This is a genomic window from Sphingobacterium zeae (assembly GCF_030818895.1).
GTDB classification, from domain to species: domain Bacteria; phylum Bacteroidota; class Bacteroidia; order Sphingobacteriales; family Sphingobacteriaceae; genus Sphingobacterium; species Sphingobacterium zeae.
This window is the reverse complement of sequence record NZ_JAUTBA010000001.1, coordinates 1520600-1537327: the sequence shown is the minus strand read 5'-3', so window position 1 is coordinate 1537327 and position 16728 is coordinate 1520600. Positions and strand designations below refer to the sequence as shown.

General features: G+C 38.7%; 17 protein-coding genes and 1 tRNA gene. 10 read left to right on the top strand and 8 right to left on the bottom strand.

Annotation, left to right across the window (positions count from 1 at the left end; genetic code table 11):
• The first annotated feature begins 5 nt into the window (after positions 1-5).
• Together QE382_RS06385 and QE382_RS06380 are read left to right on the top strand one after the other, a co-directional pair.
• Positions 6-90, top strand: a tRNA-Ser gene (locus tag QE382_RS06385).
• 242 nt (positions 91-332) lie between these two features.
• Positions 333-866 carry an ExbD/TolR family protein gene (locus QE382_RS06380; protein WP_307185159.1) on the top strand — a complete coding sequence of 178 codons (534 nt, stop codon included), beginning with the start codon at positions 333-335 and terminating at the stop codon, positions 864-866.
• A gap of 209 nt (positions 867-1075) precedes the next feature.
• Here the strand turns inward: QE382_RS06380 and QE382_RS06375 are convergent, their stop codons facing one another.
• Positions 1076-1642 (bottom strand): hypothetical protein, encoded by a 567-nt coding sequence (locus tag QE382_RS06375; protein WP_307185158.1) that lies wholly within the window; start codon positions 1640-1642, stop codon positions 1076-1078.
• 189 nt (positions 1643-1831) lie between these two features.
• Between QE382_RS06375 and QE382_RS06370 the strand changes: the two genes are divergently transcribed.
• Positions 1832-2224 carry a group III truncated hemoglobin gene (locus QE382_RS06370; RefSeq protein WP_307185157.1) on the top strand — a complete coding sequence of 131 codons (393 nt, stop codon included), beginning with the start codon at positions 1832-1834 and terminating at the stop codon, positions 2222-2224.
• A 123-nt stretch (positions 2225-2347) separates the two neighbouring features.
• Here QE382_RS06370 and QE382_RS06365 read toward each other — a convergent pair whose 3' ends face one another.
• From QE382_RS06365 to fbaA, 3 genes are all read right to left on the bottom strand, one after another.
• Positions 2348-3016 carry a sterol desaturase family protein gene (locus QE382_RS06365; protein WP_307185156.1) on the bottom strand — a complete coding sequence of 223 codons (669 nt, stop codon included), beginning with the start codon at positions 3014-3016 and terminating at the stop codon, positions 2348-2350.
• A gap of 237 nt (positions 3017-3253) precedes the next feature.
• Positions 3254-3928 carry a head GIN domain-containing protein gene (locus QE382_RS06360; protein WP_307185155.1) on the bottom strand — a complete coding sequence of 225 codons (675 nt, stop codon included), beginning with the start codon at positions 3926-3928 and terminating at the stop codon, positions 3254-3256.
• Positions 3929-4061: 133 nt separating this feature from the next.
• The gene (gene fbaA, locus QE382_RS06355; protein ID WP_307185154.1) at positions 4062-5141 is read right to left on the bottom strand and encodes a class II fructose-bisphosphate aldolase; all 1080 of its coding nucleotides are present in this window, start codon (positions 5139-5141) and stop codon (positions 4062-4064) included.
• A 325-nt stretch (positions 5142-5466) separates the two neighbouring features.
• Between fbaA and QE382_RS06350 the strand changes: the two genes are divergently transcribed.
• From QE382_RS06350 to QE382_RS06325, 6 genes are all read left to right on the top strand, one after another.
• Positions 5467-5814, top strand: a complete 348-nt coding sequence (locus tag QE382_RS06350; protein WP_307185153.1) for an ArsC family reductase — start codon at positions 5467-5469, stop codon at positions 5812-5814.
• Positions 5815-5982: 168 nt separating this feature from the next.
• On the top strand, positions 5983-7929 hold the full coding sequence (locus QE382_RS06345) for a M1 family metallopeptidase (protein ID WP_307185152.1): 1947 nt from the start codon (positions 5983-5985) through the stop codon (positions 7927-7929).
• Between the two features lie 152 nt (positions 7930-8081).
• Positions 8082-8768 (top strand): carboxypeptidase-like regulatory domain-containing protein, encoded by a 687-nt coding sequence (locus QE382_RS06340; RefSeq protein WP_307185151.1) that lies wholly within the window; start codon positions 8082-8084, stop codon positions 8766-8768.
• Positions 8769-8878: 110 nt separating this feature from the next.
• Complete coding sequence (locus QE382_RS06335) at positions 8879-9292, top strand: Rrf2 family transcriptional regulator (RefSeq protein WP_307185150.1); 414 nt, start codon at positions 8879-8881, stop codon at positions 9290-9292.
• Positions 9293-9298: 6 nt separating this feature from the next.
• Entirely contained in the window at positions 9299-9946 is a 648-nt protein-coding gene (locus QE382_RS06330; protein WP_307185149.1) for an NAD(P)-dependent oxidoreductase, read from the top strand.
• A gap of 131 nt (positions 9947-10077) precedes the next feature.
• A complete protein-coding gene (locus QE382_RS06325) occupies positions 10078-11547 on the top strand; it encodes an amino acid permease (RefSeq protein WP_307185148.1) in 1470 nt (489 codons plus the stop codon).
• Between the two features lie 67 nt (positions 11548-11614).
• Here the strand turns inward: QE382_RS06325 and QE382_RS06320 are convergent, their stop codons facing one another.
• Positions 11615-12166, bottom strand: coding sequence for a DUF1543 domain-containing protein (locus QE382_RS06320; protein WP_307185147.1), 552 nt, complete (start codon positions 12164-12166; stop codon positions 11615-11617).
• 154 nt (positions 12167-12320) lie between these two features.
• Between QE382_RS06320 and QE382_RS06315 the strand changes: the two genes are divergently transcribed.
• A complete protein-coding gene (locus QE382_RS06315) occupies positions 12321-13193 on the top strand; it encodes a serine hydrolase (RefSeq protein WP_307185146.1) in 873 nt (290 codons plus the stop codon).
• 92 nt (positions 13194-13285) lie between these two features.
• Here the strand turns inward: QE382_RS06315 and QE382_RS06310 are convergent, their stop codons facing one another.
• The 3 genes from QE382_RS06310 to lepA form a co-directional block, all read right to left on the bottom strand.
• Positions 13286-13828 (bottom strand): hypothetical protein, encoded by a 543-nt coding sequence (locus tag QE382_RS06310; RefSeq protein ID WP_307185145.1) that lies wholly within the window; start codon positions 13826-13828, stop codon positions 13286-13288.
• A gap of 86 nt (positions 13829-13914) precedes the next feature.
• Entirely contained in the window at positions 13915-14802 is an 888-nt protein-coding gene (locus QE382_RS06305) for a bifunctional 5,10-methylenetetrahydrofolate dehydrogenase/5,10-methenyltetrahydrofolate cyclohydrolase (RefSeq protein ID WP_307185144.1), read from the bottom strand.
• 64 nt (positions 14803-14866) lie between these two features.
• On the bottom strand, positions 14867-16657 hold the full coding sequence (lepA, locus tag QE382_RS06300; RefSeq protein ID WP_307185143.1) for a translation elongation factor 4: 1791 nt from the start codon (positions 16655-16657) through the stop codon (positions 14867-14869).
• Positions 16658-16728: the final 71 nt, after the last annotated feature.

Sequence of the window (16728 nt, the reverse complement as noted above, 5' to 3'; positions counted from 1 at the left end):
GTCGCGGAGAGTTGGCAGAGTGGTCGAATGCGGCGGTCTTGAAAACCGTTAACTGTCACAGGTTCGGGGGTTCGAATCCCTCACTCTCCGCAGAAAAAGCCTTTCAGAAATGAAAGGCTTTTTACGTATTACGCGGTTCGAGCTTAAGTTGTAACCAAAAGTTGGAACAATATCATTGACTATGTAAACTACTGACAGCGAAGATCATTACTCGAAAACCGTAAAATTTGTACAAAAAGAATCGCCTGTTACAATAAAATCTATGGAATAATCCTATTTCCGACATCATGCTTCTGAGTGACAACAAAAGTGTTAACTTAAAGAAGACGACCATGGCAGAATTAAACCAAAAAACACCAGAGACGGGAAAGAAAAAAATAAGAAGCAGAAAAATGGCTCCTAAAGTGGATCTGACTGCAATGGTAGACCTTGCCTTTCTCCTCATCACATTTTTTATGCTGACCACAACTCTAAATAAACCGTCAGCAATGGATATTGCTATGCCAGATAAAACCAAATCAGAAGTAGAAAGTCCAATTCTGATTGATGAGAACCGCACGGCAACACTGATTCTAGGCGAAGGAAAGTTTATGTGGTGTCATGGGGATTTCAAAAAACCTATCAGCTCTTCAAAAGTACCAGCAAATATCGAGAAAGAATTATCGGCAGTTATTGCGCAACTAAAAGCAAAGATAAGTACCATGCCGAATACAAAGGATATGATCGTATTGATTAAACCTAGCAAAGAAGCACGTACAAAAGACCTTATTCATACGATAGATCAATTAAAGAAACAGCGCATTTCGCGTTATGTGATAAGTAAAACACAAATTGAGGAAGAAAGAAAGTTATTGGCTGCACTCTAGTAAAATTAAGATTCAAATTACCTCAGTCAATCAGCTTAAGAATGTAACCTATCAAACCAATTCTTCTTAAATTAATCGATTGATGTTAATAAGTGTGTAAACTCCGTTTCCCAATGAACTATAAGATGAAACAGGCATACCGAAAGATCATCGCATGATGATCTTTCGGCAAATCCAAGACATTATATTCATAATTGCATACTTGTCAATTATCTTTTATCTAGATTATTCCAATAGCGTTCCACATTCTCTTTTACTTCAACCGGTAGGGATGCATAATTGTCTGAAAACGTTGTTTGACTATAACCATCTGCTGCCTCCGCACGGAGACGGTAAAATTTATTCTTATAAAGAACTAGTCCTATACAACTAAGCTGCTTTTGTAGGTCATCCATTGGATGCCTAGAATAAATAAATAATGCATCCAATTTACCATCACTATCCGCATCAAAAAATGCCTTCCGAGATTCCCAAACCGACGTGACCATCCCTTCTTCGGAGATCAATTCATTAGCAACAAGCTTCCACATTCCATCAATCTGCTGAAATTGCTGTACATAAAGTTTGTCGGGATCAGCCCCTCGCTCCTCTTTTGAAAAAACAATATAATTATCTTCTTTTGGAGTTTGAATGCGTTCTACTTGTAAAACCCGCTTCCCCTTAAATGGAAAACCTGAAGACTGAAAATTTTCCTTGTTGATTGAAATTGTTGTAACCTGCGCCTCAGCAGCATAAAATCCCATCGATAATAGAATTAAAAGAACGTATTTTCCCATATGTTTTTCCCTTAGTATGAATTCAATTTACTGACAATAAAAGAAAAATACAAAACTTTTGCCAGCCTTCTTTACATCCAAGTGATATCGCTCTCCATAAATGTTACTATATTTAGAATACAAAAAAAACAACATGAATAAGTTTTTCACCAACATTTAAATCTTATTCACAAGCTAGATTGCACGTTAATGAAACAGGATATCCAAACACTCGATGACATTAAGGAATTAGTAGATCAATTTTATACGACTATACGTAACGATACTTTACTTGGACCCATTTTTAAAGAACGAATCCAAGATAATTGGGCACCCCATCTTGAAAAGATGTATAGTTTCTGGCAGACTATCCTACTGGATGAACACAGTTACTTTGGTAGCCCCTTTCCCCCGCATATGAATTTACCCATAGAAGCAAAACATTTCGCTCAATGGCTCAACTTATTTGAAGCAAGGGTGGACGACTTATTTGCTGGTGAAAAAGCAGAAGAGGCAAAATGGCGTGCACAGAAAATGGCTCAGATGTTCCAGTTCAAACTTGACTATCTAAATGCTAACCCCAACAAGAAGCCTTTAATATAAACAAGCTTTAAAGGGCAAACATTAAATAAATGCTACAATAAAGAATAATTACAAAAGGATTTTTAGGAAAATATAAAAGGCCCTTGGGGATAATCCAAGGGCCTTTTAGGGACAGAACCAACTTTATACTTTTTCTTCTTTCAATGAAGAAGTTTCTTTTTGTGATTTATTTTCTTCAAAGCCCGAACGTAGGATTTCATCCCATAAGGAAGAGCTTACACCAAATCCTTTTTCTGGATCGGAATAATGGTGCAACATATGGTGCTGCTTGATCCGTTTAAAAATACCACTTTTAAAATTAGCATGATGCATCGCATAATGACATTCGTCATAGATCAAATACCCCACCATAAAACCTGAAAAAAAGCTGGCTAAGATAAACTCATTTGAAAAAAATAATGTGAATCCAAGATACACCAATATAGCTAGCGGAATGCTCGCTGACAAAGGCATCACCAAACGCATACGGTCTCTTGGGTAATCATGATGTACACCATGGAAAATAAAAGCCACTCTTTTCCCCCACTTCGTCGTGGGGTGATAGTGAAATACCCATCGATGTAGAGCGTATTCAAAAGCAGTCCAAAAAGCCAAGCCAAAAATAAAATACCCAATGTATGTTAAGAAGGGAATATCTCCCCAAACTAAAGCTTTATACGAAAAGAAAGCCACCACAGGTACATAGAAAATCAAAGGTACACTCCAATGCACTTTCGTCAATGACTCCAAAAAGTCATTTTTGAACATGCGCGTAGACTCCGTTGAATTTGAAACATAATTACGCTTCGCCATAATACTATATTTTTATTATTCCCCCACAAAAATAACTATTTCAGGCACAAATGAAGAAGGTTTCTGACTATAAAAACAAAACTATTGACCTTTTTAATAAAAAGGTTAAAAAATAATTACATTACGTATTAAGCTAAACCCTTTTTATTTGATCTCTTACATCAGATTTCAGGTCAATTGCAAAAAAGTCAATAAAATCAACACAAGTTAAAATTGACAAATCCAAGACAGTATAACTTATTTAAAGTTGACTGTCCCCCCCGCCATTTTCTTTTCTACACGTTGTTCTGGTTTTCCGTAGACATCAATGATACCACCGCCGCGCGTTTTCGTTTCGATGGATTCAGCGGCATAGACATCTGCTTTACCGCCACCATTGACAGTAACCATCGTCGTGGAAGTCTTAAAATCTTTCCCCTCATATTTACCTCCAAAATTCGAGATAATCTCTTGTTTGTTTGCCTTTCCATACAACGCTATTGTCGCACCTGAAGTTACTTTGATCTCCGCTGTTTTTACCTCAGCATACAGATCTACCAGCCCCCCCTCTGAAGCATATACCTTTAAGTGATCTGCCGAAATTGTATTATCTTTTGTCGCAAATACCTTAGCACCCTTTTTCGCTTCAACATTGCTCAAAGTTTTATAATATACTTTAACAGAGATATTGCCTCCTTGAAGCATATTCAACGTATTCATTTTCAACACCAAGGATCCGTTGGTGTTTACTACCTTAACATTCTCGTGATTTTGCCCCTCGAAGGTCACCAAAGACTCATTCGATTTAATCAGCTCAACCTGAATCTTGTCGGTCGCTAATACTGAAGAAAAATCGCCAACATTTTGCTTTATCTGCCCAAAGCTAACTTTGGCCATTAATAAAAGTATTACACTAACTCCTAAAAATTTCATATTTATTTGACTTTTTGGTATTAATTGTCAAAAAACAAGCCAATTACTATCGAAAACGATATATTTAACCTATTTTGACATAGAAAAAACGCCCTCTCCGAGGGCGTTTTTTCTATGCTATTCTTTTCTTGGATTACAATTTACTATTTACATCTACAGCATTCAAGTCAGCGAAGGCTTCTTTCAAACGGGCAACAAATGCTTCCTCACCTTTACGCAACCATACACGAGGATCGTAATATTTTTTATTTGGAGAATCAGTTCCTTCTGGATTACCGATCTGTCCTTGCAAATAGTCGTGATTTTTTGCTTCGTATGCTCTAACACCGTCCCAGAACGCCCATTGCATATCTGTATCAATATTCATCTTGATTGCACCATACGAAATCGCTTCTGCAATTTCTTCTGGCGAAGAACCAGAGCCACCATGGAACACAAAGTTTACTGGCTTTTCAGCACTAAGATTATATTTTTCACGAATATACTCTTGTGAGTTATGCAGAATAACTGGCTGTAACTTTACATTACCTGGTTTGTAAACACCGTGAACATTTCCAAATGCAGCAGCTACTGTAAATTTGTCAGATACTTTCGATAACTCTTCAAAAGCATACGCAACTTCCTCTGGCTGAGTATACAATTTTGAACTGTCTACGTCTGAGTTGTCAACACCATCTTCTTCTCCACCTGTAACGCCTAACTCAATTTCTACCGTCATCCCTAGTGGTTTCATTCGAGCCAAGTATTTTGCTGAAATTTCAATATTCTCCTCAATAGGTTCTTCAGAAAGGTCCAACATATGCGAAGAGAACAATGGTTTACCATGTTGAGCATAGAATTTTTCACCAGCATCCAACAAGCCATCAATCCAAGGTAAAAGTTTCTTAGCGGCATGATCTGTATGCAAAATAACAGCTACACCATAATGCTCCGCTAATAAATGAACATGCTGAGCTGCAGACACCGCTCCCAATACACAAGCTTGTAAATTATCATTGTTCAAAGTTTTACCAGCGTAGAATTGTGCACCACCATTTGACAATTGAATAATTACCGGCGAATTTACTGCTTTTGCAGTTTCCATAACCGCATTGATAGAGTTTGTACCGATAATATTTACCGCAGGCAAAGCGAACTTATGTTTCTTCGCAACCTCGAACAACTCTTGTACTTGATCACCTGTCAATACACCTTTAAAATCTTTTAGGCTCATATTTCTGTTATTGATTTATTTTAATTTTTCATTAAACTTGAAGCTACTAAATTATTAAAAATTATTATTACTTCCTAATTTTTATAGTGTACTAAATACACTATCACTCATAAAGTAAATAGAATCTTGACAAATCATAAAACCCTGACTGTCCAACTGAATTGGAACTTTCCGGCTGCTCCTTTTTTTATTGGCATGGACAACAAGCTGTCCAAAATTATCATTAAATTACACGTAAGGCATTCTGCAAATATTCATAAATATATATTATTTTAAAAATTCTATCGGGATTGATTAAATTTGGATTCACCAAATCGTCACTATTATGCTACACGTATACGGTATCAAAAATTGTAATACAGTAAAAAAAGCACTTACATGGTTGGAAGACAACAATATTCCATTTCAATTTCATGACTTCAAAAAAGAAGGCGTCAGTGGGGATAAATTAAAAGAATGGGAAACACTGGTAGACTGGCAGGCTTTAGTGAATAAAAAGGGAACTACATGGAAAAAGCTATCTGCTGAAACACAAGAGCAAGTAATCGACAGTGATAGCGCCAATAAAGTACTCCAAGAAAATACAAGTATGATTAAGCGTCCTGTTATTGAATACAACAAAGGTATATTACTCGGTTTTAATGAAGCAGAGTACGTAAGAAATTTAAAATAGTTTAAGGCAACTCTCATGGGCGGAGGCTTAGAAAAGCCTCCACTTATCCAAAATAAGCCTTTGAGTTCTCCTCTTATCCGTTAACATTTGAAACGCACATTGCGTTTTTTTGGCTCAATCTACTTTTCATTGTATATTGGAGCACATAAATATAATTTAAATAAAAGTATGATGAAAAGAATTGCACTGGCTTCATTAAGCCTTTTGGCATTGAGCCATGCTTTACCTGCCTTTTCACAGGAGAAAACATCCAACTACAGCTATACAGAAGCCTTTGCTCCCCTATTCTTTAAAAATAATGGCAATGACTATCGCTCGGCTTCAGGAAAGCCGGGACCGGCGTACTGGCAAAATGCAGCAGATTACAAAATAAAGGCTTCACTGAACGATCAAAATGATCAAATTACAGGAACAGTTGAGATTACCTATAGTAACAACAGCCCAGACAATATGGATTATCTCTGGTTGCAATTAGATCAAAATATGTTTTCACAAGATGGACGTGGTCAATTGATCTCTCCCTTGACCAACAGCCGTTACGGTGATGGCAACTCGACTTTTGACGGCGGATATCAGATACAATCTGTTACGGATGTTAACGGAAATACGATCGAACATATCATTGATGATACTCGCATGCAACTTCGACTTCCTGCTTCGTTAAAAAGTAAAGGCGGAAAAATAACTTTTAAGATTAAATACCAATACACCGTTCCTAAATACGGTGCGGACCGTACAGGTATACTTGACACAAAAAACGGAAAAATCTATGCCATTGCGCAATGGTTCCCAAGACTCTGTGTCTATGACGACATTAGAGGTTGGAACACTCTTCCTTATACAGGACCAGGGGAGTTCTATCGTGAATTCGGAAACTACCAGGTTGAGATCACTACCCCGGCAAACCACATAGTTGTATTGGGTGGCGAATTGTTAAACCCACAGGAAGTATTTACAGCTGAGCAACTCAAGCGATACCAACAGGCACAGCGCAGCGACGAGACCGTCATCATCCGCTCTGCAGAAGAAGTTAGCGCCAAAAACTCCAGACCCGACAAAAAAACCTTAACATGGAAGTATCAACTTAATAATGCGCAAGACATTGCCTGGGCGTCCTCTACAGCATTTATATTAGATGGTGCGAAGATAAATCTGCCTAGTGGAAAAAAATCCCTCGCTTTGTCAGCCTATCCAATTGAAAGTAACAGTAACAATGCCTGGGAACGCTCGACAGAATACACGAAAGCGGCCATTGAAATCTATTCAAAAAGCTGGTTTGAATACCCCTATCCGGTAGCTGTCAATGTCGCTTCCAATGTTGGTGGTATGGAGTATCCAGCCCTGTCATTTTGTGGCTATCAGGCCAAAGCGGGATCACTATGGGGAGTAACTAACCACGAATTTGGTCATAATTGGTTTCCTATGATTGTTGCATCCAATGAACGTGAGCACGGATGGATGGACGAAGGGTTTAATACATTTATAAATGAACTTGCGACGAAGGAATTTAACAATGGCGAATATTACCGCAGTCAGGCAAGCAGATCTTACATCTTTACTGCCCGTAATCTAGAACCAATCATGAGTACGCCTCAAAATATGAAAGAACGTAATATTGGGGCTCTTGTCTATTACAAACCGGCATATGGACTTAAATTATTGCGTGACGAAATTATCGGCTCTGAGCGATTCGATTATGCCTTCAAAAAGTACATCCAAGATTGGGCATACAAACACCCGACTCCTGAGGATTTCTTCAAAGCCATTGAAAATGGTACTGGAGAAAATCTAAATTGGTTCTGGCGCGGCTGGTTTGTCAATAATTGGCAAATGGACCAAAGTATAAAGTCTGTTTCCTATGTCAACAACAATCCCAAATTTGGTGCTCTTATTACCATTGAGAACTTGGAAAAATTGCCGATGCCCGTGACTGTGGAAGCAACAACCGTATCCGGAAAAAAGATTCGCAAAAAACTGCCAGTGGAAATATGGGAAAGGAACACTGTATGGCAGTTTAAAATACCAACCGCAGAATCACTACAATCCGTACAAATAGATCCAGACATGGTGATGCCGGATAAGAATCCTGACAATAACTCATGGAAAGCAAATTAGCCAATTTCAAATCGTATTCTTTACTTTTGAAGAACGATCATTTAGCTAAAGATCGATCATGATAAAACGATCATGATAATAGGGTAATAAACAAAACAGTAAATACACTGTATATATAGAGAGATTGAAAATACATAACTATACTTATTCAAATGAAAATATTACAAGCGATTCTAAGCTGCTCACTTCTTATGCTAATGAGTGGACATCTCATTGCACAGGAAAAGACAAAGGGAATTATTATGGAACTTGTCAGCGGTGAGAAAATCGAAGCTGCACAAATTCAAAATCTAAGAACAAAGGCTGAAGTACAGACTAATAGAGATGGCTCATTTGCTATTGATGCCGCGATTAACGACCTGCTTTTAATTAAAGCTGTAGGTTATGAACAAGACACAGTCTTTATTTACGATAATAGCCTGCGGAGAATCTATTTGAACAGAATGAATAATGTAATTCAGCTGAATGAAGTTGTTGTCGAACGGATGACCGATAGTAGACTTGCTACTGAAATACAACGAGAAAAGACGGCAGGAAAATATTCGGACGCATCTCAGAACCGCGGGGGCATACGGATTTCTCCAAGTCGAATATTTAGTAAAGAGGGAAAACAAGCGCGTTCAAATTATAAACTACTGGTAGCTGAACTCGAGAAGAGAGCAATTGACAGAAAATTTACAGAGAATCTGATTAGAGAATTGACTCCACTCAGTGGATCGGACCTCGCTTTGTTTAAGGAACGATTTAGACCTTCTTATAAATTCGTCCAAAATAGTAGCCAAGAATCTTTGAAGGTGTATATTATGGATAGCTATAAAAAATTTAACGAGAAAAATTAAGAAAAACTTTTATCACGTGATTGTCAGAAAGTTTTAAACTGTAATATTTTTTAAAACAGTTCAAAACCTTTTCTGTTACTTTGTGTTGTAATTAAAAAAATCAGCAGAGGATGTTACACAACTTGAGATTTGCAACGGCATTACACATTATGGTTCTCGCGCAGCTTGAAGAGTCAAATCAATGGCTTTCTTCTGAGTACATTGCTTCGAGTATCCAGATAAATGCCAGTGTGGTTCGCAAAGAAATTGCCTCTCTCAAAACAGCATCTTTACTCATTAGTAAAGAAGGTAAAGGCGGCGGTATTCGAATCAATCCGAATAATTCAGCGATTGATTTGGCAGATATTTATCTGAGCACCAAACAAGCAGAATTTGGAGGAAAGTTTAACAGCCCAAACCCAGACTGTATTGTTGGTAAAAATATCAATTCCAGATTGCATGATCTTTATCAGGAAGTCGACACTGATATTGTACAGCGTTTGCGAAAGTTATACCTAGCTGATTTTAGTAAAACATTTAAATAAAAAGACATGAAAGTAGCAGTAATTGGATCAACAGGATATGTAGGATCACATCTTGTAAAAGAATTGGCGAACCGTAACTACGACGTCGTTGCTATAGCACGCCACCAGGAAAACACTCCATCGAGTGAAAGAGTAAACAAACTACAAGTAGACATTAATGATAATCATCAATTGGTTTCAGCGCTAAAAGATGTCGATGTTGTCATTTCGGCTTTCAATGCCGGATGGACAAACCCTAATCTTTATGAGGATTTTACGAAAGGTGCATTGGCAATCCAACAAGCTGTCAAAGATGCCGATGTCAAACGCTTTATTGTAATCGGAGGTGCAGGGAGTTTGTTGATTGATGGAAATCGATTGGTCGATTCACCTGATTTTCCAAAAGAAATTAAACCGGGAGCCTTAGCTGCGGCCGACTATTTGGATATCATAAAGAAAGAAACTGAACTTACCTGGACCATGTTCAGTCCAGCGATAGAAATGAATTCTCATGCAGGCGGAGTACGCACTGGTTCGTATCGCACTGGGCTAGATAATCCAGTGTTTGATAACGAAGGCCGTTCCAAATTATCAGTTGAGGATCTTGCTGTCGCAATAGTAGACGAAATTGCGAACAAACAATTCCTCAATAGACGCTTTACAGCGGCGTATTAGTACCCAAACAAGCATTTGATTAAGATTTATTACAAAAGGGAAGAGCAATCTTCCCTTTTTTCATTGATATCATTTATATTTGACATTAATTAAACAATTAAGAAGCTAAATAATCGTAAATCATCAATCCTATGCTATTTAAAAAATCGATTCCTCAACTGATTGCTGAGGCAAATGAAAATGGTGAACACACGCTAAAAAGGACCCTGTCGAGCTCGGGCCTAATCGCTCTCGGAGTTGGGGCCATCATCGGAGCAGGCCTTTTCTCTTTAACAGGAATTGCTGCCGCTGAAAATGCCGGTCCAGCTGTTATCCTATCTTTCATCATCGCTGCAGTAGGCTGTGGCTTCGCAGGTCTTTGTTACGCGGAATTTGCTTCTATGATTCCTGTGGCGGGGAGTGCATATACATATTCGTACGCTACAATGGGAGAATTTGTTGCTTGGATTATCGGATGGGATCTTGTGCTTGAATATGCATTGGCGGGAGCTACAGTAGCCGTCAGCTGGTCCCAGTATTTCAATCAGCTTCTAATGATATTTCATATTCAACTCCCAGACACCCTGCTCAAAGGTCCTTGGGAAGGCGGAGTTGTCAATTTGCCCGCCATCGTTATTGTCTGTTTACTCTCTCTCCTATTGATGCGCGGCACCCAGGAATCATCCCGTGTAAACAATATATTGGTGATTCTAAAAGTCGGCGTCGTATTGATTTTTATCGCCTTGGGATGGAGCTTCATCAATCCTGCAAACCACGATCCATTTATTCCTGTAAATGCAGGTGAAGAGCTTGTGAAAAGTGGACAACAAAGCTTTTGGTCATTTTTAAAGAGTGATGATTTTGGTCACTTTGGTATTAGTGGAGTATTGCGTGCAGCAGGTGTTGTATTTTTTGCATTTATCGGCTTTGATGCGGTAAGCACCGCTGCTCAAGAAGCAAAGAATCCTAAAAAAGGTATGCCAATAGGCATCATCGGCTCTTTAATAATCTGCACACTTCTGTATGTCTTATTCTCCTACGTGATGACTGGTATTGAAAACTATGCCATGTTTAAAGGCGACGCAAAACCTGTTGCCACCGCTTTTGCGAAAACAGGATATCATTTTCTAAACACTGCATTGATTATTACGATTATTGCGGGTTACACTTCAGTTATTCTCGTGATGTTACTTGGCCAGAGCCGTGTATTCTATTCAATGAGTAAAGATGGTTTACTGCCAAAGATATTTTCAGATCTATCCAAAAGACAGACACCTTGGAAAACCAACGCTATTTTTATGGTATTCGTGAGTATATTCGCAGGTTTCGTTCCGGTTTCAGACCTTGGACATATGGTAAGTATTGGTACACTGTTTGCCTTCACATTGGTTTGCGTAGGTATTTTAGTGCTCCGCAAAACTGATCCTAATTTGGAGCGACCATTTAAAACACCATTAGTACCTTTTGTTCCTGTCATGGGCATCTTAGTTTGTATTTTAATGATGGCTTCGTTACCAATAGAAAGTTGGGAACGTTTAGCGATCTGGCTTGCTATTGGATTGCTGATCTACTTTGTATATGGTAAAAAGCATAGTGTCATTAGAAAACAACATCAGAACTAACAAAATATGTTTTAAACAAAATAGGCTTCTTATAAAGAAGCCTATTTTATTTAAAAAGATCACGAACTTATCTAAATGACAACGCGCTTAGTTTAAAATATCCGTTAGATATAATATCCTCTCCCTGATGGACATTTGGTCTAATTTGAATACTATACTGCTCTTTATCACGAGGTAATAGCAAATCTTCTATCTCATATATATCATCCACATCCAAGCCATACTTATCATCGATATGTGCCGAACTGTGGTGCTTCCAAAAAGCAGTACGCTTCGCCTTTTCAGTCGCCTTAGCCAAACTGGAAGCCACAATAAGTTCTTTGTAGTGGAACTCGTCAAATTCATTCGGTTTGTAGCCACCCAAATTGACAAAAAACAACTTCAATTCGGAATCATTAGTTTGTTCATCGCTCCTCTCAACTATGTTGATTTCATACTCTCCGACCTTACGGACAATACGGTAAGCATCAATGTGAATTTTACCATCAGCCTCTGGCCAAAAATCTCTAATGGGATCGACAAAATCTTTAAGCTCATCACCGATTCCAAAGAAAATATCATGCTGCTCTGTTCGTCTACTTTTCGGTTTACAGCCGATCAAAATCATAAATAAATTCATAATATACTCATCAGTTTTTCAATATCCCTGTTAAAATATCCCGTTTATTTTCATATGTGTTTATACATAAGAATCATGGATATTTCATAACTTAAGCCCAGTAAATTATAAAAGTAACTATTATCCATCATTTAACATGTATTATACGTTCGCAATGCGCAAAATATTCCTATCATTCACGTTAGTTTTTTTATCGCTATTGTCGTTTGGGCAAAGGCCCTCTACCGATAAAAAACTCGAATCGAAAATAAAACAGCTGATTCAAGGTTTTCGGGGCGATGTTGGCATTTATGTACATCATCTCAAAAAAAATAAAGAGGTCAATATTCAGGCTGACAGCATTTTTCCTACTGCCAGTATTGTCAAAATACCTATTCTAGTTGGCATATTTGATAAAATTGAAAGGGGTGAGTTACAGCTTGATCAGCAATTGATATACCGTAGTAATCAAAAATATGGTGGCTCTGGACTCATGCAATTTTTTCAGGACAGTACAGAAGTGGACCTGAAAACCTTAATTGGTCTAATGCTGTCATATAGCGATAATGTAACCAGTATTTGGAATCAGAAACTCGCAGGGGGGGGAGGCGCAATCAATAAATTAATGACCGACCTTCGACTAGTCCACACCCTCGTAAAAAACTCACAGACTGAGGGACGAAAATCGGATTGGGAAAGATATGGTTGGGGACAGACCACCCCCAAAGAGATGGCTGATTTGGTTACATTGATCCGAGAAGGAAAAGTTGTGTCTGCAAAATCTTCCGATCAGATGTATCGCCTTATGGGAAATATGTTCTATGATGGGCGAGGTCTCTCACAAATTCCAGCAACTGTGAAAACCGCATCGAAAACAGGATCTCTAGATGATGTGCGTAATGAAGTTATTCTAGTCAATGCACCGAAGGGAGATTATGTTTTCAGTATATTCACCAAGAATAATGCTGATAAAAGCTGGGGAAACACCAATGAAGCTGAAGTCCTCACTCGGAAACTTTCCAAATTGCTATGGGACTATTATCAATAAAAATCAAGTCTATACTATAAAATGAGACTATATGATAAAGGGACACCGTATAATGTGTCCCTTTATTATATCAATAAGGTTCAATATAATATTTAGTTCTTCAATGCTTCACCTACATTCTTGGCTTTTCGGCTAATATCGTCGCCAACTTTTTTGGAAGCATCTTTTACATCGTTAGCAGCATCTTTCGTACCGGTCGCGACATCATTTGCAACGTTCTTCGTTCCTTGAGCGACATCTTTTGCAGCATCTTTTGTTTTATCAACAGCTGTGTTCGTTGCATCTACTGTTGCATCTTTCGCGTCTTTTAATCCTTCTTTTACATCCTCTCCAGCATTACGTAAGGCTGTTTTAGTTTTTTCCCATGCCGTATTTGCCTCTTCCGAAGCTGCACGAGCTTTTTCTTCAGCTGCTTTATCGCCTTTCGCGATAGCTTCATCCAAATCCTTTTTTGCCTGCTCGGCTTTTAAACGAGCATTTTCCTCCGCATTTTTTAAATCTGCTATTGCTGCATCGACGTGCTCGCCAACTGTCTGAGCTGAATCGTTAGCTACAGTATCTCTTTTCTCCGAATTGTTGCAAGAAGACATTACCAATGTTCCTGCCACGACTGCTAAAAGTGCAATTTTTTTCATTATGTATTGATTGATAAGTGTAGTTTTTCAAATGCTCATCAGAGCACATATATATGAATTTACAACTTCTATGCCAAATAGAAAAATTATTGCTTTGGATAGATTGTTCCTTTCGCGGCTTCTAATGTATTTTTCAGTAAACCCACGATAGTCATTAGCCCAACTCCACCAGGTACAGGTGTAATCCACGATGCTTTAGGAGCAACATTTTCAAAATCAACATCCCCATATAACTTAAAACCGGATTTCGTTGCTGTAGAAGTTTCTCTATTAATACCCACATCGATCACTACTGCACCATCTTTAACCATGTCGGCCGTAACAAAATTTTTCTTACCAATTGCTGCAACAACGATGTCTCCGCGCAAAACTTCCGCTTTAAGATCTTTTGTGCGGCTATGTGTCAATGTCACTGTACAATTACCTGGATTAGCATTACGAGCCAGTAAGATACTCATCGGGGATCCCACGATATTGCTTCTTCCAACCACTACAGCGTGCTTTCCTGCGGTATCGATCTTATAATACTCCAACATCAACATAATACCATATGGCGTAGCTGGAATAAAACAAGGAAGATTACGCTGCATGCGCCCGAGGTTGATGGGGTGGAAACCATCCACATCTTTGCGGTAATCAATTGCTTCGGTAACTTTATCCGGATCAATATGTTTTGGTAAAGGCAGCTGAACAATCAAACCGTCAATAGACTCATCCTGATTGATTTCTTTGACCTTAGCGATCAATTCATCCTCTGTAATGTTTTCATCATAACGAATGTTTGTTGATTCAAATCCGACCAACTGACAGTTGCGCATTTTACTAGCCACATAGGTTTCGCTACCACCATCATTACCCACAAGGATAGCAACCAAATGAGGTTTTCGGCCAGTCTGTGTCGTAAATTCAGCCGCATCTAACGCAATTTGTTCTTTAATTTTTTCGGAAACTAGTTTACCATCTAATAGATTCATGTTTAGGAGATTTTATTGTATTTAAAAGGAGCCCAAGAGCTCCTTTATTATAGTGTTATTTTGATTAATCTAATTTCAATACCGCCATAAATGCAGATTGCGGAATCTCTACGTTCCCAACCTGACGCATGCGTTTCTTACCTTTCTTTTGCTTCTCCAAAAGCTTACGCTTCCGGGAAATGTCACCACCATAACATTTTGCCGTAACATCTTTACGTAAAGCGGAGATCGTCTCCCGTGCGATAATTTTTGCGCCGATTGACGCTTGGATACGAATTTCAAATTGTTGACGTGGCAACAGTTCTTTCAGTTTTTCACAGATCTTTTTACCAAAATCATAGGCGTTACTTCTGTGAATTAACGACGACAGGGCATCTACAGGTTCATCGTTCAATCGGATATCTAATTTTACCAGATCTGACTTACGGTAACCGATCTGGTGGTAGTCGAATGAAGCATAACCCTTCGATATTGTTTTCAACTTATCATAAAAGTCAAATACAATTTCTCCCATTGGCATCTCAAAAACCAATTCAACACGATCTGAAGTCAAATAATGCTGGTTCATAATCGTACCACGTTTCTGGATACAAAGTGACATGATTGGTCCTACGAAATCCGATTTCGTAATAATATTAGCTTTGATATAGGGTTCTTCAATTGAATCCAATTTACTTGGATCAGGCAGATCAGATGGATTATGTACAATCACTTCCTCTTGATCCTTGGTCATATAAGCTTTATACGATACGTTGGGAACTGTCGTGATAACGGTCATATCAAACTCACGCTCCAGACGTTCCTGAATGATCTCCATGTGAAGCATACCCAAGAAACCACAACGGAAGCCGAAACCCAAGGCTGCTGACGACTCTGGTTCAAACACCAAAGAAGCATCGTTCAGCTGCAAACGGTGCATCGATTCACGCAACTCCTCGTAATCTTCGGTATCGACGGGATAAATACCCGCAAAGACCATCGGCTTCACCTCTTCAAATCCTTGGATAGCCTCAGAACAAGGACGATCTTTATGGGTAATGGTATCCCCTACTTTCACTTCACGTGCCTCCTTGATACCAGAGATAATATAACCTACATCACCGGTCTTAATGACTTCTTTGGGGACTTGATTCAACTTCAGTGTACCAATTTCATCGGCAAAATATTCTTTCCCAGTAGCAACAAATTTCACACGGTCGCCCTTGCGGATTTCACCATTCTCAACTTTAAAGTAAGCCATGATACCACGGAACGAGTTGAAAACAGAGTCGAAAATCAAGGCTTGCAAAGGTCCATCAGGATCACCCACTGGATGAGGAATACGGTCCACAATAGCTTCCAAAATATCTGGAACACCAAGACCTGTTTTACCAGATGCAGGAATAATCGCATCGCGGTCACCACCGATCAAATCCACAATCTGATCTTTGACTTCTTCCGGCATAGCACCAGGAAGGTCCATTTTGTTGAGAATTGGGATGATTTCCAAATCATGTTCCAACGCCAGATATAAATTTGAAATCGTTTGCGCCTGAATACCTTGAGATGCATCCACGATCAATAAAGCGCCCTCGCAGGCAGCAATCGAACGCGACACCTCATAAGAAAAATCCACGTGTCCCGGGGTATCAATCAGGTTCAGGATATATTCCTGACCATCTCTTTTATAATTCATTTGGATGGCGTGACTCTTGATCGTAATACCACGTTCACGTTCCAAATCCATATTATCAAGTAATTGTGCCTGTGCCTCACGCTGACTGATGGTATTGGTATACTCTAAAAGGCGGTCCGCCAAAGTACTTTTGCCATGGTCAATATGCGCAATAATACAGAAATTACGAATGTGCTTCATATAGGATTTTTAAACTCTTTTGCTAAAAGGCAAAGATACCTTTTTTTATATATATTTATATAAACTAGCTT